At 73.7% G+C, this 23,763-nt stretch carries 23 protein-coding genes and 1 pseudogene; 15 read left to right on the top strand and 9 right to left on the bottom strand.

Annotation, left to right across the window (positions count from 1 at the left end):
* Nucleotides 1–1,146: a type ISP restriction/modification enzyme gene (locus AB0E88_RS08090; RefSeq protein WP_361625696.1), complete on the top strand. Its 1,146-nt coding sequence runs from the start codon at nt 1–3 to the stop codon at nt 1,144–1,146.
* Here the strand turns inward: AB0E88_RS08090 and AB0E88_RS08095 are convergent, their stop codons facing one another.
* Nucleotides 1,147–1,860 carry a TetR/AcrR family transcriptional regulator gene (locus AB0E88_RS08095; RefSeq protein WP_361625699.1) on the bottom strand — a complete coding sequence of 238 codons (714 nt, stop codon included), beginning with the start codon at nt 1,858–1,860 and terminating at the stop codon, nt 1,147–1,149.
* A 63-nt stretch (nt 1,861–1,923) separates the two neighbouring features.
* Here AB0E88_RS08095 and AB0E88_RS08100 point away from each other — a divergent pair, with 63 nt between their 5' ends.
* The 3 genes and pseudogenes from AB0E88_RS08100 to AB0E88_RS08110 all read left to right on the top strand — a co-directional run bounded on the left by AB0E88_RS08100 (nt 1,924) and on the right by AB0E88_RS08110 (nt 4,886).
* Nucleotides 1,924–2,868, top strand: coding sequence for an ATP-binding cassette domain-containing protein (locus AB0E88_RS08100; protein ID WP_361625702.1), 945 nt, complete (start codon nt 1,924–1,926; stop codon nt 2,866–2,868).
* A pseudogene (locus AB0E88_RS08105) lies at nt 2,865–3,646 on the top strand (ABC transporter permease). The gene AB0E88_RS08100 and the pseudogene AB0E88_RS08105 overlap by 4 nt, the downstream one beginning before the upstream one ends.
* Before the next feature lie 43 nt (nt 3,647–3,689).
* Complete coding sequence (locus tag AB0E88_RS08110) at nt 3,690–4,886, top strand: CaiB/BaiF CoA-transferase family protein (protein ID WP_361625705.1); 1,197 nt, start codon at nt 3,690–3,692, stop codon at nt 4,884–4,886.
* A gap of 10 nt (nt 4,887–4,896) precedes the next feature.
* Here AB0E88_RS08110 and AB0E88_RS08115 read toward each other — a convergent pair whose 3' ends face one another.
* The 3 genes from AB0E88_RS08115 to AB0E88_RS08125 all read right to left on the bottom strand — a co-directional run bounded on the left by AB0E88_RS08115 (nt 4,897) and on the right by AB0E88_RS08125 (nt 6,688).
* Entirely contained in the window at nt 4,897–5,172 is a 276-nt protein-coding gene (locus tag AB0E88_RS08115) for a hypothetical protein (protein ID WP_361625708.1), read from the bottom strand.
* Between the two features lie 126 nt (nt 5,173–5,298).
* A complete protein-coding gene (locus AB0E88_RS08120) occupies nt 5,299–6,105 on the bottom strand; it encodes an anti-sigma factor (RefSeq protein ID WP_361625711.1) in 807 nt (268 codons plus the stop codon).
* A 40-nt stretch (nt 6,106–6,145) separates the two neighbouring features.
* Nucleotides 6,146–6,688 carry a sigma-70 family RNA polymerase sigma factor gene (locus AB0E88_RS08125; RefSeq protein WP_361625714.1) on the bottom strand — a complete coding sequence of 181 codons (543 nt, stop codon included), beginning with the start codon at nt 6,686–6,688 and terminating at the stop codon, nt 6,146–6,148.
* Between the two features lie 267 nt (nt 6,689–6,955).
* Here AB0E88_RS08125 and AB0E88_RS08130 point away from each other — a divergent pair, with 267 nt between their 5' ends.
* Nucleotides 6,956–8,542 carry a serine/threonine-protein kinase gene (locus AB0E88_RS08130; RefSeq protein WP_361625717.1) on the top strand — a complete coding sequence of 529 codons (1,587 nt, stop codon included), beginning with the start codon at nt 6,956–6,958 and terminating at the stop codon, nt 8,540–8,542.
* A gap of 25 nt (nt 8,543–8,567) precedes the next feature.
* On the opposite strand, the gene AB0E88_RS08135 is transcribed toward AB0E88_RS08130, so the two are convergent.
* Entirely contained in the window at nt 8,568–9,371 is an 804-nt protein-coding gene (locus AB0E88_RS08135; RefSeq protein ID WP_361625720.1) for an SGNH/GDSL hydrolase family protein, read from the bottom strand.
* 383 nt (nt 9,372–9,754) lie between these two features.
* On the opposite strand from AB0E88_RS08135, the gene AB0E88_RS08140 reads away from it, so the two are divergent.
* From AB0E88_RS08140 to AB0E88_RS08160, 5 genes are all read left to right on the top strand, one after another.
* On the top strand, nt 9,755–10,054 hold the full coding sequence (locus AB0E88_RS08140) for a hypothetical protein (RefSeq protein ID WP_361625723.1): 300 nt from the start codon (nt 9,755–9,757) through the stop codon (nt 10,052–10,054).
* A 333-nt stretch (nt 10,055–10,387) separates the two neighbouring features.
* The gene (locus tag AB0E88_RS08145; protein WP_361625726.1) at nt 10,388–11,236 is read left to right on the top strand and encodes a glycosyltransferase family 2 protein; all 849 of its coding nucleotides are present in this window, start codon (nt 10,388–10,390) and stop codon (nt 11,234–11,236) included.
* Nucleotides 11,233–12,267 (top strand): glycosyltransferase family 2 protein, encoded by a 1,035-nt coding sequence (locus AB0E88_RS08150; RefSeq protein ID WP_361625729.1) that lies wholly within the window; start codon nt 11,233–11,235, stop codon nt 12,265–12,267. The genes AB0E88_RS08145 and AB0E88_RS08150 overlap by 4 nt, the downstream gene beginning before the upstream one ends.
* Nucleotides 12,260–13,060 (top strand): polysaccharide deacetylase family protein, encoded by an 801-nt coding sequence (locus AB0E88_RS08155; RefSeq protein ID WP_361625732.1) that lies wholly within the window; start codon nt 12,260–12,262, stop codon nt 13,058–13,060. The genes AB0E88_RS08150 and AB0E88_RS08155 overlap by 8 nt, the downstream gene beginning before the upstream one ends.
* Nucleotides 13,053–16,862, top strand: a complete 3,810-nt coding sequence (locus AB0E88_RS08160; protein WP_361625735.1) for a polysaccharide biosynthesis C-terminal domain-containing protein — start codon at nt 13,053–13,055, stop codon at nt 16,860–16,862. The genes AB0E88_RS08155 and AB0E88_RS08160 overlap by 8 nt, the downstream gene beginning before the upstream one ends.
* 24 nt (nt 16,863–16,886) lie before the next feature.
* Here AB0E88_RS08160 and AB0E88_RS08165 read toward each other — a convergent pair whose 3' ends face one another.
* A complete protein-coding gene (locus AB0E88_RS08165) occupies nt 16,887–18,326 on the bottom strand; it encodes a xylan 1,4-beta-xylosidase (protein ID WP_361625738.1) in 1,440 nt (479 codons plus the stop codon).
* 116 nt (nt 18,327–18,442) lie between these two features.
* Between AB0E88_RS08165 and AB0E88_RS08170 the strand changes: the two genes are divergently transcribed.
* Together AB0E88_RS08170 and AB0E88_RS08175 are read left to right on the top strand one after the other, a co-directional pair.
* A complete protein-coding gene (locus AB0E88_RS08170) occupies nt 18,443–19,552 on the top strand; it encodes a DUF5925 domain-containing protein (RefSeq protein ID WP_361625741.1) in 1,110 nt (369 codons plus the stop codon).
* Nucleotides 19,553–19,581: 29 nt separating this feature from the next.
* Complete coding sequence (locus AB0E88_RS08175; RefSeq protein ID WP_361625744.1) at nt 19,582–20,352, top strand: DUF72 domain-containing protein; 771 nt, start codon at nt 19,582–19,584, stop codon at nt 20,350–20,352.
* Between the two features lie 13 nt (nt 20,353–20,365).
* Here the strand turns inward: AB0E88_RS08175 and AB0E88_RS08180 are convergent, their stop codons facing one another.
* A complete protein-coding gene (locus AB0E88_RS08180) occupies nt 20,366–20,743 on the bottom strand; it encodes a GntR family transcriptional regulator (RefSeq protein WP_361625747.1) in 378 nt (125 codons plus the stop codon).
* 71 nt (nt 20,744–20,814) lie between these two features.
* Here AB0E88_RS08180 and AB0E88_RS08185 point away from each other — a divergent pair, with 71 nt between their 5' ends.
* Together AB0E88_RS08185 and AB0E88_RS08190 are read left to right on the top strand one after the other, a co-directional pair.
* Complete coding sequence (locus AB0E88_RS08185) at nt 20,815–21,744, top strand: GNAT family N-acetyltransferase (RefSeq protein ID WP_361625750.1); 930 nt, start codon at nt 20,815–20,817, stop codon at nt 21,742–21,744.
* The gene (locus tag AB0E88_RS08190; RefSeq protein WP_361625753.1) at nt 21,725–22,225 is read left to right on the top strand and encodes a DUF402 domain-containing protein; all 501 of its coding nucleotides are present in this window, start codon (nt 21,725–21,727) and stop codon (nt 22,223–22,225) included. The genes AB0E88_RS08185 and AB0E88_RS08190 overlap by 20 nt, the downstream gene beginning before the upstream one ends.
* 104 nt (nt 22,226–22,329) lie before the next feature.
* On the opposite strand, the gene AB0E88_RS08195 is transcribed toward AB0E88_RS08190, so the two are convergent.
* On the bottom strand, nt 22,330–22,944 hold the full coding sequence (locus AB0E88_RS08195; protein WP_361625756.1) for a class I SAM-dependent methyltransferase: 615 nt from the start codon (nt 22,942–22,944) through the stop codon (nt 22,330–22,332).
* Nucleotides 22,945–23,084: 140 nt separating this feature from the next.
* Between AB0E88_RS08195 and AB0E88_RS08200 the strand changes: the two genes are divergently transcribed.
* Entirely contained in the window at nt 23,085–23,219 is a 135-nt protein-coding gene (locus tag AB0E88_RS08200) for a hypothetical protein (RefSeq protein ID WP_361625759.1), read from the top strand.
* 70 nt (nt 23,220–23,289) lie between these two features.
* Here AB0E88_RS08200 and AB0E88_RS08205 read toward each other — a convergent pair whose 3' ends face one another.
* Nucleotides 23,290–23,739: a GNAT family N-acetyltransferase gene (locus AB0E88_RS08205; protein WP_361625762.1), complete on the bottom strand. Its 450-nt coding sequence runs from the start codon at nt 23,737–23,739 to the stop codon at nt 23,290–23,292.
* Between the last annotated feature and the right edge of the window lie 24 nt (nt 23,740–23,763).

Below are 23,763 nucleotides of genomic sequence, written 5' to 3' on the forward strand. Positions count from 1 at the left end.
ATGCCGGGCGTGACGTACGACGACGTTCCGTTGCTGGCGGACCTCATGCCGTGGTCCGTCGCACCGCCGCGGCTCGGCCGCGGCTGGCCGGCGGGTCCCGACGCCGCGTCCCTGAAGGCCCGCTGGGACGCCCTGCTGAAGGCCGGGGCCCCGGACCGGGAAGTGCTGTTCGAGCCGACGCGGGCGCGCACCCTGCACTCCGCGGTCGCGCAGCTGCCCGGGCAACGGGCGGGTACGGAGAGACTCGCGCGGGCGTCGGGTCCGTGCCCGGAGCCGGTGCGGGCACTGCTCGCGCCGTTCGACGAGCAGTGGCTGATCCCCGACCACCGGCTGATCGACGCGGCCCGGCCGGAGCTGTGGCGGGTGGCGGACGAGCGGCAGGTGTTCGTGGTCGAGCTGCCGGACACGCTGCTGGCCACGTCGTGCTTCCCGCTGCTGCGCGGCGCCCGGGTGCGTCCGCTGTACCGCCGCCCGGGCGGCACGGAACCCAATCTCGCTCCCGGCCTGACCACCCATCTCGCCGGTCTCCTCGGCCTGCCGGTGACCGCCGAGGACGTCCTGGCCTGGGCGCTCACGGCCGTCCGCCCCGACCTCGGAGTGCCGCTCACCGGGGATCCCGGGCTGTGGACGCGCGGGGTGGAGCTGGGCCGGCGGGCGCTGTGGCTGATGCGGCGCGACGGCGAGCGGCCGAAGCTGCCCGGCGGCCGCCGCCCCTACGTCCGCGCGCCGCTGCCGTCCCGCCCGCTCACGGTGCACTACGACCGCGAGGAGGAGGCCCTTCACCTGGAGGACGGCCGTGTCGCGCCGGTACCGGCGGCGGCCTGGGACTACGAGGTGGACGGCGTCCGGGTGCTGGAGCAGTGGTGCGCGGCGCGGATCGCGGAGGGCGAGCCCGGCACCCTGACCGCCATCCGGCCGGCGACGTGGCCGCAGGCGTGGACGTCGGAGCTGCTGGAGCTGATCACCGTGCTCGCCCTCCTGGCCGACGTCCGCTCCCGGCAGACCGGGTGGGAGATCTCCTCCCCCGTCACCGCTTCCGCCCTGCGCGCCGCGGGCGTGCTGCCGGTGCCCGCGTCGGCACGCCGCCCGGCCTCCGTCCTGGACCACCAGGAGGAGGGCCCGGAGGGCCAGTTCGCGCTGCTCTAGCTAGGTACGGGGATCGAACGCGTCCAGCACGCGTCCCAGCGCCCGCTCGAACACCGCCTCCAGGTCGATCGGGCCGGTGTCCTCCGTGAACGCCGCCGCCATCCGCGGGTACAGGCCGCTCGCCACCTGGGCGCCCAGGTAGGCGATCCGCACGGCGGTCTCCTCCTCCGGGGACCAGGGCAGGGCGCGGGTGCGCTCGGCGGTGGCCAGTTCGTTCGCCGTGTACGTCGTCACCACGCCGTTGATCATGGCGATGAGCTCCATCTTGGTGCCGTAGGACGCCCGCAGCGGGTCCAGGCAGGCCAGGCAGTGCTCCAGGTAGCGCAGGGCGTTCGGGCTGAAGCCGTAGACCGGGGACATCAGGCGCGGCACCCACGGGTGGCGGTGCATCAGCGCGCGGGTCTGGTGGGCGACCCGGAGCATGTCGGCGCGCCAGTCGCCGCTCGGCTCCCACATCTCGTGCTCGGCGCTGACCGCGTCCACCATCAGCTCGTACAGGTCCTCCTTACGGGGGACGTAGTTGTACAGCGACATGGTGCCGCAGCCCAGTTCGGCGGCCACCCGCCGCATCGACACCGCGTCCAGCCCCTCGGCGTCGGCGACGCGCACCGCGGCCTCGGCGATGCCGGACCGGGTGTACGCCGGTTTCGGCCCGCGCCCGGTGCGCTCGGGGCGCGCCCAGATCACTTCGGGTACGGCCGCTCGGCCCGCCATCGATCATCACCTCGCTCCCCATCGTAGTTACGTACACCGTACGTAGTGCGGTATGGTCCTGCCATGACTTCTACGTACGCTGTACTTAGTGAAGGTCTCGAAAAGCGTTTCGGGGAGGTGCGGGCCCTGCGCGGGCTTGATCTCGCGGTGCCCGCGGGCACGGTGTGCGGCCTGCTCGGGCCGAACGGCGCGGGCAAGACGACGGCGGTGCGCGTGCTGACCACACTGCTGCGGCCGGACGCCGGCTCCGCCCGGATCGCCGGGCACGACCTGGTCCGCGAGGCCGAGGCCGTACGCCGCCGGATCGGCGTCACCGGGCAGTACGCGAGCGTCGACGGGGATCTCACGGGGCGCGAGAACCTGCGGCTGTTCGCGCGGCTGCACCGGGTGCGGGGCCCGGCGGCACGGGCCGCCGAGCTGCTGGAGCGCTTCGGGCTCGCCGAGGCCGCGGACCGCCCGGCGTCCACCTACTCGGGCGGCATGCGGCGCCGCCTGGACCTCGCGGCGAGCCTGGTGTGCCGCCCCGACGTGCTGTTCCTGGACGAGCCGACGACCGGCCTGGACCCGGCCAGCCGCAACGGCATCTGGGACGCCGTGCGCGAGCTGAGGGCGCAGGGCACGAGCGTGCTGCTGACGACGCAGTACCTCGAGGAGGCCGACCGGCTCGCCGACGACATCGTCCTGGTCGACCGCGGGCGGGCCGCCCACACCGGCAGCCCCGCGGAGCTGAAGGCGATCGTCGGCGCCCAGGCCGAGGTCGTCGTGGCGGACCCGGACGCGCTGGCGAAGGCGGCGGCGGTGCTCGACCGGCTGACCGGCGCGGAACCGTCCTTCGACCACGACCGGCAGGCCGTCGCGGCGGTCACCCGGGACACCACCCTCACCCTGCCGCACCTGGTGCGCGCGCTCGACGCGGCCGGCGTCCCGCTGCTCGACGCGAGCATCCGGCCCCCCACCCTCGACGACGTCTTCCTCAGGCTCACCGACCGGACGGAGGTCGCGGCATGACCGCGCTGGTGCACGACGGAACCGCGATGACGGGCCGGCAGCTGCGCCGGCTGCGCAACAACCCGGGCCTGGTCGTCCTCACCCAGACCATGCCGGTCACGATGCTGCTGTTCTTCGGGTACGTCTTCGGCACGCGCTGGCGATGCCCGGGGCGCAGTACCGCGCCTTCCTGGTGCCGGGACTGCTGGTGGCGACCGCCGCCAACGGACTGATGACCGGCATGTTCCAGGCCGCGCAGGACGTGCACCGGGGAGTGACGGACCGGCTGCGCACACTGCCGGTGAGCCGGGCCGCCGTACCGCTCGGGCAGGCGGCCGCCGATCTCGCCGTCACGGCCGCCGGAACGGTGCCCTTCCTGCTGGTCGGGCTGCTGGTGGGCTGGCGGATCGAGGGCTCGGCGCTGCGGGCGGCGGGCGCGCTCGGACTGCTGCTGCTCTTCCGGTTCGCCTGCACCTGGGCCGGGATCTTCCTCGGGCTGCTGTCCCGCAGCGAGGAGGCGGCCGGGCAGCTGGGGAGCGCGACCTTCATGCTGCCGCTGCTGTCCAACGCCTACATCCCCGTCGACGGCATGCCGGGCTGGCTGCGCACGCTCGCCGAGTGGAACCCGATCAGCGCGGTGACGACGGCCCTGCGGGACCTGTTCGGCAACGCGCCCGTGCCCGAGGGCGCCGCCTGGCCGGTGGCCCACCCGGTGGCCGGCTCGCTGGCCTGGTGCGCGGCGCTGCTCGCGCTGTTCGTGCCGCTCGCCGTGCGCCGGTACGCGCGCGGGGAGAGCTGAATCACTGCTGACAAAGCGGGGGCAGCGGGTCATGATCCGGTCCATGGACCAGTTGCCGCCGCCCCTTGAGGGCATCACCGTCGTCGCCGTCGAGCAGGCCGTCGCGGCCCCGTTCGCCACCCGGCAGCTCGCCGATCTCGGCGCCCGGGTGATCAAGGTCGAACGGATCGACGGCGGCGACTTCGCGCGCGGCTACGACACCGCCGCGCGCGGCCTGGCCTCGCACTTCGTGTGGTGCAACCGCGGCAAGGAGTCCGTCGCGCTGGACCTGAAGGACCCGCGCGGCCTCGCCGTCGTACGGCGGCTGGTGGCAGAGGCGGACGTGTTCGTGCAGAACCTCGCGCGGGGCGCCGCCGCCCGGCTCGGCCTGGACGCGGCCACGCTGTGCGCGCTCCACCCGCGGCTGGTCGCCGTGGACATCTCGGGATACGGCGCGAGCGGCCCGTACGCCGACAAGCGGGCGTACGACATGCTCGTGCAGTGCGAGGCGGGGCTGGTGTCGGTGACCGGTACGCCGGAGCAACCGGTGAAGGCGGGCATCCCGGCGGCGGACATCGCGGCCGGGATGTACGCGTTCTCGGGCGTGCTGGCGGCGCTGCTGCGGCGCGGGACGACCGGCCGGGGCGGTCCGGTGGAGGTGTCGATGCTGGAGGCGCTCGCCGAGTGGATGGGGCATCCGCTGCACCACGTCCTGCACGGCGGCACTCCCCCGGCCCGCACCGGACTCGCGCACGCGGTCATCGCGCCGTACGACGCCTACCCGACGGGCGACGGCGGGCGGGTGCTGCTGTCGGTGCAGAACGACCGGGAGTGGCGACGGCTGGCCGAACGGGTCCTGGAAAAGCCCGGGTTGGGGACGGATCCGCGGTTCGCGACGAACGCCGCGCGGGTCGCCCGCCGGGAGCGGACGGACGAGCTGGTCGGCGCGGCACTGGCGAAGCTGGACACCGACGAGGCACTGGCGCGGCTCGAGGCCGCGGGCATCGCCTGCGCCCGGCTGCGGGACGTCGGGGAGCTGGCGGAGCATCCGCAGCTGGCGGCGCGTCAGCGGTGGCGTGAGGTGGGTTCGCCGGTCGGACCGCTGAGGGCGCTGCTGCCCCCGATCACGCTGCCGGGCGGGGCGGAGCCGCGGATGGGGGACGTGCCCGCGCTCGGCGAGCACACCGGGGCGGTGCTGCGTGCCGTGGGGATGACGGACGGCGAGATCGCAGCGCTGCGCCGGGACGGTGTGATCGCCTGAGCGCGAAGCCTCAGTGCCGGTTGGTGCCGAACAGCGAACGGCGCAGCCGGCGCAGCGGGGCGAACAGCGAGACGCCGCTCACCCGCGACCGCCTGCCGGTAGCGCCGCGCGCGGTGTCACGCGTCGTCAGTTCGCGCATCAGCGAGGTCGCCTCGACCGTCTCGCGTTGCGGTATGGCGGGGCCGCCGAGCACCGAGAGGTGGCGGTCCAGACGCGAACTGGTCGCGCTGCTCCCGCAGGTGATCGCAGGGACCCTGGCCCTGCTGCGCATCGTTATCTGATCCATGTCACTCCCCACCCGTACGAGTCCACCCGGCCCGGGCAGGGTAACCCTATCGCCCCGGTGAGGCACTCGTGTATCGCGGCCACAGGATTCACCTTCCCCGTAAGGGGGTTGACGATGCCTCCGTGATTACTCTCCGAATCCGAGTGAATCCAGGGCGAGTTGGACAACCGGCTGCCCGGTGGGCTGTGCCGACCCGCCGTCCGGCTCGACGGTTACAGCGAGTGATGTCGACGGCCGGGTGAGACCGGACGCCACCAAGGGCGTGTCGCCGTCGATCAGCCCGAGGGAGCGGGGCCGTGCGCCGGGGCGCATGAGCCACAGCTGCCGGACGCGCCCGGCGGGCGGGGTGCCGTATCCGCGGAGCGTGATCACCGCCCGCCGCTCGGATACGGAAGCGATCACTCCGATCGTGCGGCCCCGCGCGTCCCGCCCGGTCGCCGAGCGGGCGTCCGGCGCGGCCAGAACGTGGGCGATCTCACGCGCGCGGACCCGCTCGGCGGCCAGCCGGTCCCCGGTGCGGCCGGCCTGGACGGCGAACAGGGAGGCGACGACGAGCGCGGCGGCCGCGGTCGCGGTGGCCAGCGGCACCAGCAGGGGGCGCGGCCGGGGCGCACGGGAGCGCGCCGGAGGCGGCTGCGTCCCCCACACGTGCGGGGGCAGCCGGGGCGCGCGGACCGGTGCCGGTTCCTGCGGGGTGGCCCGGACGGCGGCCAGCACCCGTTCGCGCAGCGCGGGCGGCGCCGGGGCGGCCGCGGACCAGGCGAGCCGGACGGCGTCCTCGGCGAGTTCGCGCACCTCGGCGGCGCACCGGGCACAGCCGGCCAGGTGCTTGTCGAAGCGGGTCCGCTCGGCGCCGTCCAGGGCGTCAAGGGCGTAGGGCGCGGCGAGCGAGTGCGGATCGCCGCGCCGCACCAGGCGTCCGAACAGGCTCACAGGGCGCCCTCCGGGAGACGGAAGGTCCGCGCGCGATGGCTCATGCCGTCCCCCCGAGGCACTCGCGCAGCCGGGACAGGCCGTCGCGCATACGGGTCTTGACCGTGCCCAGCGGCAGCGACAGACGGTCGGCGACCTCGCGGTAGGTGTAGCCGTCGTAGTAGGCGAGGGTGACGGACTGGCGCTGAAGGGCCGTCAGGCGGTCCAGGCAGCGGCGCACCCACTCCCGTTCGAGGCCGGCCTCGACCTCCTCGGTGACCTGGTCGAAGGCGGGCGGGGCGGCGCGCAGGGCCTCGCGGCGCTCGCGTTCACCGGCCGCGCGGGCGCTGCGCACCCGGTCCACGGCCCGGCGGTGGGCGAGCGTGAGGACCCAGGCGAGCGCGCTGCCGCGCCGGGGGTCGAACCGGGCGGCGCAGCGCCACAGCTCCAGCAGCGCCTCCTGCGCCACCTCCTCCGCCTGCGCCGCGTCCCGCACCACCCGCCGCACCAGCCCGAACACCGGTCCGGCCACCAGGCCGTACAGCTCCTCGAAGGCGCGCTGGTCACCGCCCGCCACCCGCACCAGCAGCTCGTCCGCCGCCACCCCGTCCCCGTCCCGCCGGCCGCACCGGCCCCGTCCCCGCACTCCAGGCATCCGCACCGCACGCACCTCCGGACGGTGTTACGGATCAGCGGCCCGAAAACGCGGGTGGCGGAAGAGTTTCCGCACCGGACCCATCCGGCGGGCCGCCGGGTGCGAAGGAACCACGCCGGGGAAGTCCGCGCCGCGAGAGGCGGTCCGCCGGGAGCCCGGGTGCGTTACTTTCAGAAAAGGAGCAGGGATGTCCACCGGAGGCGAATGGGGGCGCCCGTGTCTTCAGAGCCGGGCCGTGAACGGCTGATCGCGCATCGCTACCGTCTGCTGTCCCCGCTCGGGCAGGGCGGCATGGGCACGGTGTGGCGGGCCCGCGACGAGCTGCTGCACCGCGAGGTCGCGGTCAAGGAGGTGCGCGCCCCGGCCGGGCTGCCGGGCTCCGACGTGGAGCGGATGTACGCCCGCCTGGAGCGCGAGGCATGGGCTGCGGCCCGGGTGACCAGCCGGAACGTGGTCACCGTGTACGACGTGGCCACCGAGGACGGCCGCCCGTGGATCGTGATGGAGCTGGTCCGCGGCATCTCGCTGGCCGAGCTGCTGGACGCGGAGGGGCCGCTGACCCCGCGGCGGGCCGCGCACATCGGCGCCGAGGTGCTGGCCGCGCTGCGCGCCGCGCACGACGTCGGGGTGCTGCACCGGGACGTGAAGCCGGCGAACGTGCTGCTCGCCAACGACGGCCGGGTGGTGCTGACCGACTTCGGCATCGCGCTGGTCGAGGGCAGCTCGGCGCTGACGATGACGGGAGAGGTCATCGGCTCGCCCGAGTTCCTCGCTCCGGAGCGGGCGCTGGGCCGCCGGCCGGGCCCGGAGTCCGATCTGTGGGCGCTCGGTGTGCTGCTGTACGCGGCGGTCGAGGGTCACTCCCCGTTCCGCCACGACACCCCGCTGAGCACGCTTCGGGCCATCGTCGACGAGGAGCTGCCGCCGCCGCACCGGGCCGGGCCGCTCGCCCCGGTGATCGCCGGGCTGCTGCGCAAGGACCCGGCCGAGCGGCTGCCGGCGGACGTGGCCGAGCGGGACCTCAGGGTGATCGGGGCGGGGGGCGATCCGGGCACGCCGACGGTGCCGGTCGGGGCGTACGCACCGGCGACGGCCGTGCACCGCGAGGATCCGGCGCCCACTCCCCCGCTGCCCCCGCCCGCGCCCGTGCCGCAGGAGGAGCCCGAGCCGGACCACCGCGGCCGGCGTGCCGCCGTGCTCGTCGCGGGACTGGCCGCGCTCGCGCTGGCGGCCGGCGGGCTGACGTACGCGCTGCTGCACGAGGGCGGCGGCCACGGGGGCGGGAGCGCCGCGGCCACCACGGCCGGGCAGAGTCCGTCGCCGACGCCCGGTCAGCAGCACACCCGGCGCCAGGACACGCCGACGCCCACGCCCAGCCGCAGCAGCGCGCCGCCGACGTCCTCGGCGCCGCCGCAGTCCGTCACGGTGACGGTGACGGGGCATCACACGGACTACACGGGGAACTGCCCGCCGCCGGGCGCGCAGGCGCCGTCGTTCACGGCGACGTTCACGGTGGGGCGGCTGCCCGCGCAGGTGGAGTACCGGTGGGTGGCGCGGGACGGCGAGGTCACGGACACCGGGTGGAAGACCCTGTCGTTCCCCGAGGGCGGCGGGCGGACGCGGCAGGACCGGGTCAGCGTGACGACGTACGACGCGAGCGGCACCTACCGCAACGCGCTCGGCGTGGAGGTGCGCGCCCCGGTGCGGGTCACGTCGGACCAGGTGCCGTTCTCGGTGAGCTGCGTGGAGGAGACCCCGACGGGCGGGACCTCCCCCACGCCTTCGGCCTCCGAATCCCCGTGAGGAGTGAGGACTCGGCCGGCCGGCCTCAGGAGTTGGTCAGGACCGGCAGGTAGCCGCCGGACTGGCCGGCTGCGGTGGGGTGGTAGGACTCGCCGATGCTGAGCCAGTTGACGCTGTGCAGCCAGGAACTGCCGGAGCAGATCTCGTGGCCGGTGAACGTGGTGCGCACGTCACCGAAGGTGAAGCCGTGTGCGGCGGCGCGGCGGGCGATGGCGGCGTCGATGTAGTCGGACGCGCCGTTGATGGCGGAGCGCTTGGTCTCGGACAGGCCGAGACAGGTGGTGCCGAGCTTGTAGAAGCGGGGGTAGCCGAGGACGACGACGTGGGCGTTGGGGGACTTGGAGCTGATCGCCGAGTAGACGGTGTCGAGCTTGCCGGGGAGCGTGGAGTCGACGTAGGCCTTGGCGGTGTCGATGCGGGCGAGGCAGTCGCTGTCGGACTGGAGCACGCAGGTCGTCATGACGTCGGAGAACCCGGCGTCGTTGCCGCCGATGGTGATCGAGACCAGTCCGGTGGAGGTGCTGAGCGAGCCGATCTGGTTCGCCATGACGTCATCCGTCCGGGCGCCCGAGCAGGCGACGAACGCGAACGACGAGGGGGCGTGGGTGGCGTTCCACAGGTAGGGGTACGCCTTCGTGCTGCGGTCGCAGTCACCGCTGGAGGAGATGTAGCTGCCGGCGCCCACCCCGGAGGAGTAGGAGTCGCCGAGGGCCACGTAGCCGGTGGCCGCGGCGGTGCCGGAGGCCTGTGCCGCGCCGGCTCCGGCGAGGGCGGCACCGGCGGCCAGGAGGAGCGAGCTGACGAATACGACAAGTCGGGAACGTCTCATGGAACCTCCCTTTAGCAGGATCTCTGCTGTAACCGTGGTACCAACTACGCGTGTTGACGGGAAGTGTCCATGTCAATAATTTCCGGAAGCCTTCACAACCGGGCCCCGGCGCTCCCCGGAAGGCCATCCACCGTTCAATCCCGAACAGATGTCCACACCCGCAGGGCCGTCTTGACGCCCCGTCACGGCTGCGCCACATTGAAGCGGGGCATCCGGCGCTTCGGGGGGCAAAGACGCCCATGCGGACCATACGTATCAAGACAGCTTCACCGGCTTCGGGGGACGAGGCGGGCAGAGCGCGGTCGGGACCGGGGAGGGACCTGACACCGCTGCTCACGGGCGCCGCGACGGCCGTCGCGGTCGCCGGGGCGACGCTCGCCCTCATGGACGCGGACACGCCGCTGCGCGGCCCGTGCACCGCCTTCTTCCTGCTCGCCGCACCGGGCTGCGCCATCGGCGCCGCCCTGCGCGGGCTGGATCCGTTCGGTCGCGTCCCGGGCGCCGTTGCGGGCGCGATCGTGGTGAACATGCTGGTGGCCCAGGCCATGCTCGCCGTGCACCGCTGGTCGGTGCCCGGCGGCGTCATCGCCGTGACCGTGCTCAGCGTCCTCACGCTCGCACTGGTGAGGGTCCGGCGCCGGCGCGATCGGGCGGGGGTGACGGTCAAAACACCAAAAACGTGAGATCTCCGTCAGGTCTTGCCATAGAGGTTCAACCGTAAATATCGTCTGACATTCACTCGCATCGGTCCGTCAGCACGCGGCTCATGGGGAGGGCTCAGGACCGCGACGTTCCGGGCGGGGCGCGGTAGGGGGGTGCTCGGTGACCGCTCATGTGACCGAGTCGTGCCGCGCGACCGGCTGCCGCCCACCCGCGGCGGCCCGGCCAGCTCCATCAGCTCACCCGCGAAGACCAGGTGCCGTGGCGCCCTTTCGTGCGTGAGGACCCCCCTTTCGAACCGGACACACAGCGGCCGCCCAGGGGCGGGCGGTCCGCCGGACGAGAGGGACACGACCATGAGCTCAGTTCTGCCTTCGCCCAGCGCAGCCGCGCAGACGACCGGCGAGCCCGGGGAGCACACCGCGGGAAAGTACCGGCCGATCTCGTCGCATCTGGCCATCACACCGCCGGTGAGCGTGGTGATACCGGCCATGAACGAGGCGGAGAACCTGCCGTACGTCTTCAAGACCCTGCCGGACTGGATCCACGAAGTGGTCCTGGTCGACGGCAACTCCACCGACGGCACCGTCGAGGTCGCCCGTGACCTCTGGCCCGGCGTCAAAGTCGTGCGCCAGCAGGGCAGGGGCAAGGGGGACGCCCTCATCACCGGGTTCGAGGCGGCCGGCGGCGACATCATCGTGATGGTCGACGCGGACGGCTCCGCCGACGGCAACGAGATCGTCTCCTACGTCTCCGCCCTCGTCTCCGGCGCCGACTTCGCCAAGGGCTCCCGGTTCGCCAACGGCGGCGGCACCGACGACATGACCTTCATCCGCAAGCTCGGCAACTGGGCGCTGTGCACGGCCGTCAACCGCAAGTTCGGGGCCCGCTACACCGACCTGTGCTACGGCTACAACGCCTTCTGGCGGCACTGCCTGGACAAGATCGACCTCGACTGCACCGGCTTCGAGGTCGAGACGCTGATGAACATACGCGTCGTCAAGGCCGGCCTGAAGGTGCAGGAGATACCCAGCCACGAGTACCTGCGCATCCACGGCACCAGCAACCTGCGGGCCGTCAGAGACGGGCTGCGCGTGCTGAAGGTGATCCTGAAGGAGCGCTCCAACCGGCGTGAGCTGCGCCGCCAGGAACGCCAGTCGCCGCTGCTCGACACCGCCGGCCCGGTCCGGGGCGAGGCGTCGTGAGCACGGCGGACGGCTCCTCGCACGCCCCGGGCATCTCGGTCGTCGTCTGCGTGTACACCGAGGACCGCTGGGAGGACATCCTCGCGGCGGTCTCCTCGGTCGGCGCCCAGTCGTATCCCGCACTGGAGACACTGCTGGTCGTCGACCACAACCCGGCGCTGCACGACCGGCTCGTCCTCGAGTACAAGGAGGCCCCCGGGGTCCGCGTCCTGGCCAACGCCGGGCCGCGCGGCCTGTCCGCCGGGCGCAACACCGGCATCGCCGCCGCGCGCGGCGAGGTGATCGCCTTCCTCGACGACGACGCCGTCGCCGAGCGGCACTGGCTGGCGTACTTCGCGCAGGGGTACGCGGACCCGCGGGTGATGGCCGTCGGCGGCCGTACCGTGCCGGTGTGGGCGTCCGGGCGGCGGCCGGCCTGGTTCCCCGAGGAGTTCGACTGGGTGGTCGGCTGCGCCTACAAGGGGCTGCCGCGCGGGCGCGCGGAGGTGCGCAACGTACTGGGCGGCAACGCCTCCTTCCGGCGTGCGGCGTTCGACGCGGCGGGCGGATTCGCCACCGGCATCGGACGCGACGGCGACCGACGGCCGCTGGGCTGCGAGGAGACGGAGCTGTGCATCCGGCTCGGCCGGGCCCGCCCCGACGCGGTACTGCTCCTCGACGACCGCGCCGTGATCCACCACCGGGTGCCCGGGGCCCGCGAGCGCTTCGCCTACTTCCGCAGCCGCACGTACGCCGAGGGCCTGTCCAAGGCGCTGGTGGCCCGCAGCGTCGGCGCGGGCAAGGGGCTGGAGTCCGAACGCCGGTACACCACCCGGGTGCTGCCCGCCGGGATCGCCCGCGGCCTGCGCGACGCGCTCCTGCGCAGGCCGGGCGGCGCGGCCCGGGCCGGCGCCATCGTCGCCGGCGTGCTCACGGCGGCCGGCGGCTACGTCGTCGGCGGCGCACGGGCGCGACGCGGCGAGGTGACGTTCTCGTCGGGGCCGATCGGGCGAACCTCCCCGGAGCGGGGCGGTGGTGACGCCGGTGTCTGAGCAGAGCGTGCCGATCCTCATGTACCACTCCGTCGCGGGCGCGCCCAACGACGCCACCCGCGCCCTGTCGGTGACACCGGAGGCGTTCGCCGAGCAGATGGCGGCCGTCGGCGCTCTGGGCTTCACACCCGTCACCACGGCGGCGCTGGCCGCGCACTGGCGCGGCGGCCGCCCGCTGCCGGCGCGGCCGGTGCTCATCACCTTCGACGACGGGTACGAGGGCGTGCACCGGCACGCCCTGCCGGTGCTGGCCGGGCACGGCTTCCCGGCGACCCTGTTCGTCTCCACCGGCTGGCTGCGCGGCGAGCACGACACGGGCGGCGGGCTGGACACCATGCTCGACTGGGACCAGGTGCGCGCCCTCACCGCCGCCGGGGTGGAGGTCGGCGGCCACAGCCACACGCACCCGCAGCTCGACCAGCTGGACGACGACGCCCTGGAGCGCGAGCTGAGCCGCTGCCGGGACATCGTCGCCGGGGAACTGGGCGCGCCGCCCGTGTCGTTCGCCTACCCCTACGGCTACTCCAGCCGGCGGGTGCGGCAGGCCGTGCGCCGGGCCGGGTACGCGCAGGCGCTCGCCGTGGGCAACGCCCTCGCACGGCGCCGCCAGGGGCCCTACGCCCTGCACCGGGTGACGGTACGCCGGGCCACCGGGGCCGACGAGTTCGAGCGGCTGCTCCAGGGCCGCGCGATCGCCCGCACGTATCTCGGGGACCGTGCCCTGACCAAGGGGTTCGCGATGGTCCGCAGAGCCCGCCAGATCCGCCGGAAGGCCAGCAGATCCCGTGTCTGACACGACGACCACAGCCAAGGAAGCGCCGAGCGAGGCACGCGAGCCGCAGCCGCCGGGGCGCCGGCTGCGACTGCCCGGCGGCGGCAGCCCGTTGTTCCGCAACGCGTACGCGCTGATGCTGAACACCGGCATCTCGGCGGTGCTCGGACTCGGCTTCTGGCTGGCCGCCGCCCGCTGGTACGACGCGTCGGCCGTCGGGCAGGGCTCCGCCGCGATCGCCGCGATGAAACTCCTCGCGGGGCTGACCGCGGTGACGCTCACCGGCGCCCTCGCCCGCTTCATCCCGGTCGCCGGGCGCGCCACCGGCCGGCTCATCTCCCGTACGTACGCGGCCAGTTCGGTCGTGGTGGCGCTGGCGGCCGGGGTTTTCCTGGTCACGCTGGACGTGTGGGGGCCGTCGTACCGCTTCCTGCACGGCACGCTCAACGGGCTCGGCTTCGTCGCCGCCGTCGTCGCCTGGAACGTGCTCACCCTCCAGGACGGGGTGCTCACCGGGCTGCGCAGCGCGCTGTGGGTGCCGGTCGGCAACACCGTGTTCTCGGCCGTCAAGCTCGCCCTGCTGGTCGCGTTCGCGGTGGCGATCCCGACGACCGGCGTGTTCGTCTCCTGGGTCGCCGCGATCGCCTTCTCGGTGCTGCCGCTGGGCTGGCTGGTCTTCCGCCGTCTGGTGCCCCGGCACGCGGGGGCCGCCGCGGAGCACGCGAAGCCGCCGACGCCGCGGGAGATCGGGCGGTTCCTGGCCGGCGACTACACCGGTTCGCTGTTCTCCCTCGCCGTCGTCTACCTCGTCCCGGTGATCATCGCCTCGCAGGTCAGCTCCCGGGACAACGCGTACTTCTACATCACCACCACCATCGGCGGCACCTGCAACCTGCTCGCCGTCAACATGGGCGCCTCGCTCACCGTCGAGGGCTCCCACGACCCGGGCCGGCTCGCCGCCGACACGCGGGCCGCGCTCCAGCGCATGACCCGGATCATACTGCCGGTCGCCGGGGTGCTGTTCGCCGGCGCGCCCTGGATCCTGGGCGTCTTCGGCCCCGGCTACGCCGACGCGGCGACACCGTTGCTGCGCTGGTTCGCCGTGGGCGCGGTGCTGCGGGTCGTGATGGAGACGTACTTCGCGGTGCTGCGCGCGCAGAGCCGCACCGCCGGACTGGCCTGGCTGCAGGGCCTGCTGTGCGTGCTGGTGCTCGGCCTGACCCTGCTACTCCTGCCCCGTATGGGCCTGACGGGCGCCGGGGTCGCCGAGATCTCCTCGCTCGCGGTGATCGTGGCGATCGCCGCGCCGAGGCTGTACCGGACGGTGAAGGCGCACCCCTACGTCCCCGACACGGCCGCCCCCGACGGCGACCTCTCCGACCTCGGCGCGCGCGAGGTGGCCGTCACCGGCCGGGCGCGCCGGCCCGCCTGGTCGCTGGACAGGGACACCCTCGGCCTGGGTGTGCACCTGGACTTCGACCACCAGGAACGGCGGCCCGACGTCCGCCCCGGCCCCGGCACTCCCCCGGCGGGCACGCCGGTGGTGCCGGTACGGGCACCGGGCCTGCCGGCCGATACGGGGGGCCCACCGGACGATCCTGTCCGGGGGCGGGGCCCGGCGCCCGGCTCGCAGACCTCCCCTGGGCCCGGCGAGATCGACGCGCCGTTCGGGGAGGCCTTCGACGCGGGATTCGGCGAGCAGGAGGCGGACGGCACGGCGGAAGGGGAGGAGGACCCCGTACGGCCAAAGGCGCCCCCCGCGGTGGAGGAGCCGGTGCCGGGGAGGCCGCCCGCGGGGCGCGGGCCGCTGAGGCCCACCCGTCCCGGTGTGATGCTCGGCGCTCTGCTCGTCGCCGCGCTGCTGCTGTACTGGGTGCCCGCGCTGCGGCTCGGCGACGCCGACCTGGACCGCATGGGCGGGCTGGGGCTGGTCTCGGTGCTGCCCGCACCGACGCTGGCCGGGGCGGCGCTGCTGGTGACCGTCTTCGCCTCGCTGCTGTGGCTGGGCCGGGAACACAAGGGCCTGCTGCTGGTCACCCTGCTCGCGACGGTCGTGTCGCTGCACGCGCTGCCGGCCGTGATCGAGACCGAGCCGCGCTTCCCGACCGCCTGGCAGCACCTGGGCTTCCTGGACTACATCGACCGCACCGGCTCCGCCGTCCCCGACCTGGACGCCCGCTGGAGCTGGCCGGGTTTCTTCGCGGCGGCCGCGTTCGTGCTGAAGGCGTGCGGGGTCGACGACGTCACGGAGGTCGTCCGCTGGTGGCCGACCGCGATCCAACTGCTCTACCTCGCGCCGATGTTCCTGCTGGTGCGGTCGATGCGGGCGAGCTGGCGGGCGAAGTGGACCGGTGTGTGGATCTTCGTGCTGGGCGGCTGGGTCGGCCAGGACTACTTCTCCCCGCAGGGCTTCACCTATCTGCTGTACCTGATGTTCGTGGCCGTCCTGCTGGTCTGGTTCCGCGCCCCGCGCGTGCTGTGGACGACGTACCGCCCCGGCGAGGCCGAGGTGGAACCCACGGACCGCCGTCAGCGGGCCGTCCTGCTCGGGGTGCTGATCGGCCTGTACGCGGCGAGCGTGCCGGCCCACCAGCTCACCCCGTTCATGATGCTGGGCGTCCTCGCCGCACTGGTGGTGGCCGGCAGGTCCGAACTGCGCGGCCTGCCGCTGCTGTTCGCCGTCCTGGTCGCGGTGTGGGTCGGCTTCATGGCCGAGCCGTACTGGTCGGGCCACTTCGACGACCTGTTCGGCGGCGTCGGCGGCGTCGGCGGCAACGTCTCCTCGTCCGTCTCCGGCCGCATCGAGGGCGGCAGCTCCACGCACAAGCTGGTGCTGTACACGCGTGTGCTGCTGGCCGGCGGTGTGCTGGCGGCCGCCTGCTGGGGCTGGTGGCGGCGGCGCGAACACAAGTACCGGGAGCGATCGCTGCTGATCCTCACCTTCGTGCCGTTCCTGGGCTTCGGCATGCAGTCCTACGGCGGTGAGATGGCGCTGCGCGTCTTCCTGTTCGCGCTGCCCGGCGCCGCACTGCTCGGCGGGCTCGCCCTGTTCCCGCGCACCGGCGTCACCGCGAAGGAGCGGGAGAAGGACCGGGTCAGCCTGGCCCCGCTGGCCGCGCTGCTGGCGGGACTGCTGCTGGTCGGCGGCTTCCTGGTGGCCCGGTGGGGCAACGAGCCCTTCGAGCGGACCCGGGTCGGCGAGGTCGCCGCCATGGACTGGGTGTACGCCCACGACGATCCGACGCTCCGGCTGCTGTGGCTGACCAGCGACCCGGTGAACGACGTGACACCGGCACTGCCGTGGGGCGCGAAGGACATGGAGAAGGTCACCTATGTGCCGACGCTCGCGCCGAGCGACCCGGTGCTGGTGTCCGGGCTGGTGAAGGCCCTGAAGGACGCGGGCCCGAACTCGTATCTGATGATCGGCCGCAGCCAGGTCACCTATCTGCGGCTGGACGTCGGCTACTCGGGGACCTGGCAGCCGCGGCTGATGCAGAGCCTCGGCAAGCGGCCGGAGCTGGCCGAGGTGTTCTCCGACGCGGACGTGACCCTGTACGCGCTGCGCGGGCGGTCCGCCGACACGGTGCCCAAGGCCGATCCGGGCCCGATCGGGCCGCAGATCACGTGGACGCCGTGGTCGGTGGTCGGTGCGCTCGCCGCCGTCGTGCTGATCCTGCTGCTCACGGCACGCGAGGTGGTCCGGGTCGCGGCACGGCCGGGGGTGCGGCGGCTGCGGTGGCTGCAGGGCACGTTCTGGTTCGCGCTGCCGCTGCTGGCGGTGGTGTCCGCGTCGCTGGTGCAGCGGTTCTGGACGATGAAGTGAGGGCCTGGCGCGCCGCGGACCGGCTCAGCGCGCCAGCCACTTCACCCCGTACGCCGGCAGGTCGAAGCGCCTGCCGTCGACCTGGGCGCTGATCGGGCGGCCCAGGGTGTTGACCACCAGCGCCGTACGGTCGCTCGCCAGCACCCGCACGTTGGGCACGTCGTCCGCGGCGACCTGCACGGAGGCGTAGCGGGTGCCCGGCGGGAAGGCGGCGGCGAACCGGGAGAGCAGGTCGTACAGGGGCAGGGGCGCGCCGCCGCCGGCCCTGTCGGTGGGCGTCCACAGGCAGCCGGGGCAGGCGGTGCCCCGCTCCTGCCCGGGGCCCGCTCGCCGCTTCTCCGGGTTCCAGTAGAAGCCGGAGGACGCCCCGCCCTTGACCAGCGCGATCATCCCGGCGGCCTGCAGGGCGACGCGGCGCTCCTCGGGCCAGTCCTTGCGCTCGTCCTGGGCGTCGGCCGGTTCGACGTAGTACTCGGCCCACCACAGCGGGAGGCCGCCGGTCTGCTGCCGCACCCAGCGGCTCACCGCCGTGAACTTGTCGGTGGCGGCGAACGCGTCCGGCAGCAGCTCGTCGTCGTTGGTGTAGCTGGAGCCGTCGACGACGACGAAGTCGGCGCCCGCCTTGTGCCGGTTCCAGTAGGTGAAGGCGTCCAGGACCCGCTGGTCCATGGCGCCCCACGGCCCCGTGAAGGTCTTCGAGGCCTCCGCCGCGCGCGGGTCGAGACTGTCCATCACGAGGTAGGGGCCGCCGACCATGATGTCCGGGTCGACCTTCTTCAGGGCCCGGTACACGAGGTTGTACATCCGTGTGTAGCCCTCGTGGTCCCAGCGGGCGCGGGCGTCGTTCCAGAAGCCCTTGAACTCGTTCCAGACGAGGAAGTGCTTCACGTCCGGGTAGCGCTCGGCGACCGTCGCGGCGAGCGCGGCGAAGTCTGCGTAGTGCTCGGGGCGCGGCGCTCGCTCCAGCGCGCTCCGGCTCCAGTCGGTGCTGTCCGCGCCGGGCTTGCCGCCCTTCATCCAGTCGGGGGCACAGCACAGGGTGATGACGGGAGTGGCTCCGGAGGCGCGCATGAAGTCGACGCGGCGGTCGAGGGCGGCGAAGTCGTAGCGGCCTGGCACCGGTTCGGGGTTGTCGGCGCCCCAGCCCATCAGCGCCTGGTTCTGCGGCAGCCGGCTCTGCTTCAGCCGGTCCCGCACGCGGGACACGGCGGCGGGGCTGCCCTCGTCGGCGCTGAACTGTGTGTGGGTGAAGCCCCAGCCGACGTCGGGCGCCGGACGCCCGCCCGGGCTCACGGGCGTGCCGTGCACCTTGTCGCCGTCGGGTGTCGTGCCGGCCGTGCCGCCCCCGCCCGGGAGGGTGCTGATCAGCGTCAGGATCAGGGCGAGCGCCACCGCGCCCACGCCGAGCAGCGCGGTGACCTTCCACCGCAGTTCCCCCGAATTCCACCCATGGCGTCCCCCCACGAGGGCAACAGTAACGGCGGCCGCAACGGGTGGAAACCACGTCCAGTCGGCCTCCTGCGGAGAATTGGGGAGGAAACCGGGTGCACGCCGGGTCCCGGTGCCGGATCATGGGCGCCATGCCTGCACACCCGCACGACGCCCTGCCGATCCGGCTCACCGTCGACGACTCCGACTCCCCCTCCGACGTCGTCGACGCGCTGTTCCTCGGCCGCTTCGCGACGGGCGAGCAGCCGTACGCGCACGCCGCGAACATCGACCGGGTGCGCTCGGGCGCGACGCTGCTGCCACCGGGCTCACGGGTGCTGCGCGTGGCCCGCGACGACGACCGCAGCGCCACCCTCGCCGAGGGCGACGGCTGGACGCTGCTGGTCTCCCGCTGGAGCCGCGGCGCCGATGTGACGGTGACCGCGACCAGCGCCGAACTCGCGCAGAAGGTCCTGGAGACGGCCACGGACGGCGCGGCGGACGAACCCGAGCCGCAGCCGGAGAACGTGACCATGGGCTTCTGGTACGTCTCCCCGCGCCGCGGCCCGTACCGCACGACCCGGCAGATCTCCGCCGGCACCTGGGAGGAGGTGCGGGAGAACTACACCGCGCCGGTCGCCGAGGCGATGGACCGGCTGATGAAGACGACGCCCGAGGACATCGCGGGGCGGCTGCTGCTGCTGCACGGACCGCCCGGCACCGGAAAGACGTCGGCGCTGCGCACGCTGGCCCGCTCCTGGCGGGACTGGTGCCAGGTGGACTGCGTCCTGGACCCCGAGCGGCTGTTCTCCGACGTCGGCTATCTGATGGACATCGCGATCGGCGAGGAGGACGCGGCGGGCAAGGGCCGCTGGCGGCTGCTCCTCCTGGAGGACTGCGACGAGCTGATCCGCGGCGAGGCCAAGCACACGGCGGGCCAGGCGCTGTCCCGGCTGCTGAACCTGACGGACGGGCTGCTGGGGCAGGGCCGCAACGTCCTGGTCGGCGTCACCACCAACGAGGACCTGGAGCGGCTGCACCCGGCGGTGGTGCGTCCCGGCCGCTGCCTGGCCCGGATCGAGGTCGGCCGGCTCACCCGCGCGGAGGCGGTGGCCTGGCTGGGCGACGAGGCGCAGGGCCGGGAGAACGAGGTCGGCCGGGAGGGGGCCACGCTGGCGGAGCTGTTCGCGCTGCGCCGGGGCTCCTCCCCCACGGCGGTGCCGGAGCCGCGGGGCGGGACGGACGCGGGGCTGTATCTGTGAGGCCGTGACGAGGGTGCTTTGATGGGGGTATGACCCTCTTCGTCGGTACGTCGGGCTGGCAGTACCGGGACTGGCGGGACGTGCTGTACCCGTCCGGCCTGCCGCAGCGGCTGTGGCTGGAGGAGTACACGGGCGCCTTCGCCACGGTCGAGGTGAACAACGCCTTCTACCGGCTGCCCGCGCGGGAGACCTTCGAGGCGTGGGCCGCGCGGGTGCCGCCGGACTTCGTGGTCGCGGTCAAGGCGAGCCGGTACCTGACCCACATCAAGCGGCTGAAGGAGCCCGAGGAGCCGGTGCGGCGGCTGATGAGCCACGCCGCCGGCCTCGGCGACCGCCTCGGCCCGGTCCTGCTCCAGCTGCCGCCGACGCTGCGGGCCGATCCGGCGCTGCTGGACGCCTGCCTGGCCTGCTTCCCCGCGGGGACCAGGGTCGCGGTGGAGCCGCGGCACGCGTCGTGGTGGACGCCCGAGGTGCGCTCGGTCCTTCAGTCACGGGGCGCGGCCCTGTGCTGGGCGGACGTCCTGGCCCGCCCGGTCACCCCGCTGTGGCGCACCACCGGCTGGGGGTACGTCCGCTTCCACCAGGGCCGCGCGGCGTCCTGGCCGCACTATGGCCGCCGCTCCCTGGAGACCTGGGTGGACCGCATCGCGACGACCTGGCCGGACGAGCACGACGTGTACGCGTACTTCAACAACGACCCGAACGCGGCGGCGGTGGAGGACGCGCGGGTCTTCGCGCGGGCGGCCCGGAAAGCGGGCCTGACGGTGACGCGGACGCCCGAGCCGGCGCACCGGCCGTGACATCGGCGCCGGGTCAGGCCCCGGTGCTCCCGTACGCCGCCCGCAGGGCGTCCCGTACGGCCTCCAGCGCGGCGTCCTCCGTGAGGCCGAGCCGCCGTGCCCGCTCGACGTACGCCTGCGCGGCGGCCGCCAGCTCACGCTCCGCGGCGGAGCCGGCGGCGGCCACATACGTGCCGTGCCGGCCGCGCGTCTCGATCACTCCGTCGGCCTCCAGCGCCCGGTAGGCCTTGGCCACCGTGTTCACGGCCAGCCCCAGCGACTCGGCGAGGCCGCGCACGGTCGGCAGCCGGTACCCCACCGGCAGCGCGCCGGAGCGCGCCTGTTCGGAGATCTGCGCCCGCACCTGTTCGTACGGCGGCGCGCTGTCATCGATGCGGATCTTCAGGCTCACGGGCCGATTGTCCCGTACCCGCCGGAAAATGAGAGGCATCCGCCCCGCCCCGCCCCGTAGCGTGCGCCTCCATGACAGTGATCGTCCGTGACCTGCGGCCCGAAATCCCGGCGGACCTCGAAGGGTTCGCCCGGGTCCGCCACGCCGCCCTGCCCTACATCCTGTTCACCGCCGACGCGGTGCGGCACAACCTGGCCCACATGCCGGCGGCCGCTCGCTTCGCTTCGCTGGTCGCCGAGGAGGACGGCGAGGTGATCGGCACCGCCCAGGTGGGACTGGCCCACGAGAGCGCGGAGCCGGGCCAGGGCTTCGTGAACGTCTACGTGCACCCGGACCGCGTCCGCCGCGGCGCGGGCGGTCTGCTCGTGCGCGCGGCGGAGGAGTACCTGGCGGGCCTCGGGGCGGTCAGGCTGTTCGCCTGGGTGCTGGACGAGCCGGCCAACCGCGCCTTCGCCGAGCGGCACGGCTACCGCGCCAGCCGTTCCGCGCACTTCCTGCGCCGTGACCTGGAGGACCCCGCGCTGCCGCCGGTGCCGGCGGTGCCGCCCGGCGTGGAGCTGCGCACGGCGGCCGACTTCGCCGACGACCCGCGCCCGCTGTTCGAACTGGACGCGGAGACCACGGCGGACGAACCGAGCGACGTCGACTCCTCGGTGTCGGAGTACGCGAACTGGCTCGAGCACTACTGGAAGCATCCGCTCCTGGACAAGGACCTGACCGTCGTCGCGGTCGCCGAGGGCCGGCCCGCGGCGTTCAGCGTGGCGTACACCGACGGCCGGGGCGGCTACTCCACGGCGATGACCGGCACCGCCCGCGCCTTCCGCGGCCGGGGCCTGGCCAAGCTGGCGAAGACCGCGTCCCTGCACCGTGCCCGGGCCGCCGGCTGCACGCGGGCCTTCACCGGCAACGACACCGGCAACGAGCCGATGCTCGCGATCAACAAGTGGCTCGGCTACGACATCTGCGCGACGGAGGTCAGGTATGTCCGCGAACTCGGCTGACGGCACCGCCCCGGTGGACGTCGTCCTCGTCAAGGCGGGCCGTACGAAGATCCGTTATCCGGCGGAGCTGCTCGCCGACGACGGCACCCGGATCGTCGTGCGGGCGCCCTGGGCGGGCGACACCGTGCGCGACTTCGGCTTCGTGCGCTTCGAGGCGGGGGACGTGTTCACGGAGTACTACTGGCGGGACCGCTGGTACTCGGTGAAGGAGGTCCGCGACGCGTCGGGCGCGGTGAAGGGCTGGTACTGCGACATCACCCGCCCCGCCACGCTGACCGGCACGGAGCTCGTCGTGGAGGACCTCGACCTGGACCTGTGGCGGTCCGCCGACGGCCGCGACGTACGCCGCCTGGACGAGGACGAGTTCGCGGCCAGCGGGCTGACGGAGGCGGATCCCGAGGCGGCGGCCGCCGCGGTGGCCGCGCTCGACACGCTGGAGGCCCTGGCCCTCGGCGACCGTTTCACGGACCTGCTCACCTAGCCTCCAGGGACCCGCACCGCCGCCCACCCGGCCTTCAGGGACCCGCGCGCCCCGCCGTGGCGAACCCGCCCGCCCGGCCGCTTCCGCCGGCCGGACGCCCCGGGTCAGACCACGGCCACCACCGCGTACCGCTCGTCGTCCACGGCGCGCCCCCACAGCGGCGACTCGTCCGACAGCCGCTCCAGGCGCACCTCGGCGGCGAGCGGGGCGAGCAGGGAGGTGAGCCGGTCCGCGGGTATGCCGACCGGGCTGAGCGTGCCCCACACGCCTTCCACCAGCACCAGCCGTCCGCCCGGGCGCAGCAGCCGCCGCCAGTGCGCCAGCACGCGCGCGGGGTCGGGCAGCGTCCACAGCACGTGCCGGACCAGCACCACGTCGTACGCCCCCTCCGCCACGGGCGGTTGCGCCGCGTCACCCAGCAGGAACCGCGCGTCATGGCCGGCGAGCTTGGCACGGGCCCGCTCCAGCATCGCGGGCGCACTGTCGACGCCGGTCACGCGATGTCCCTGTTCGGCGGCGAGGAGTGACAGGCTGCCGGTGCCGCAGCCGAGGTCCAGCACCTCGGACGGCCGGGGCGGCAGCCAGGAGCGCAGCCGGTCCGCCCAGGCCGCGCGCACCTCGGGGGCGCGCAGTCCGTGATCGGGTTCTTCGTCGAATTCGGCTGCCTGCGCATTCCAGTCGGCAGATGGGGGAATCACTGCGTCACTCGTGTTTTTCATGCAGCCGACGATGACACCCACCACTGACATCCCGGATCGTGACGGCCGCCACTGACAGGGCGGCGCCGATGAGGAACTCTCGCCGAAAGGGTCTATCTCCGTGAGAACGCGGAACCCGGTGGATCCTGAAGGAGGCAGCCATGCGCCGTATGACCGTGCAGAAGCCCCTGAAGAAGACGGACACCCGCCGGGTCCGTGAGGAGACCGACGAACGCCCCGCCGGCCGCCCCGAGGTGCGAAAGGACATCGCGCGCACCTGGTGGCCCGACGGGTGAGAGGGCCGCGCCCGGCCCCGCCCCTCGACCGAACCGGCCCACGCCCGTCTACGGAGCAGGCACACGCCTCTCAGGCGAGCCGTTTGCGGTAGTGGACGCGGTCGTAGGGCCCGTCCACCCGCCGCTCCACGACCTCGTAGCCGTACTTCGGATAGATCTTCTGGTTCTCCCACATCAGCGCGTTGGTGTAGAGCCTGACCTCGGGCAGCCCGAGCGCACGCGCGTGTGCGTCGACGAAGTGCAGCAGGCGCCGTCCCACGCCGCGTCCGTGTGCGTCGGGGTGGACGGCGATGCTGTCCAGGAAGAGATGGCCGGCGCGTGGCTCGACCACGACCAGTCCGGCCACCGGATCACCCGTCACGAACACCTTTCCCGCGGCCACCTCGGCCGCGTGGTCGGCCTCCATGGGTTGCGGCACCACGCCGATGCGTTCGATGTAGTGGTGGTAGGCCGCGTCGGTCACGGCCTTCACCGCGGGCACGTCGGCGGCGACGGCGGGCCGGATCTCGTGGTCGGTCATGGCGGAACGGTAGCTACCTGAGCG

The organism is Streptomyces sp. NPDC028635 (assembly GCF_040637635.1).
Taxonomy (GTDB): domain Bacteria; phylum Actinomycetota; class Actinomycetes; order Streptomycetales; family Streptomycetaceae; genus Streptomyces.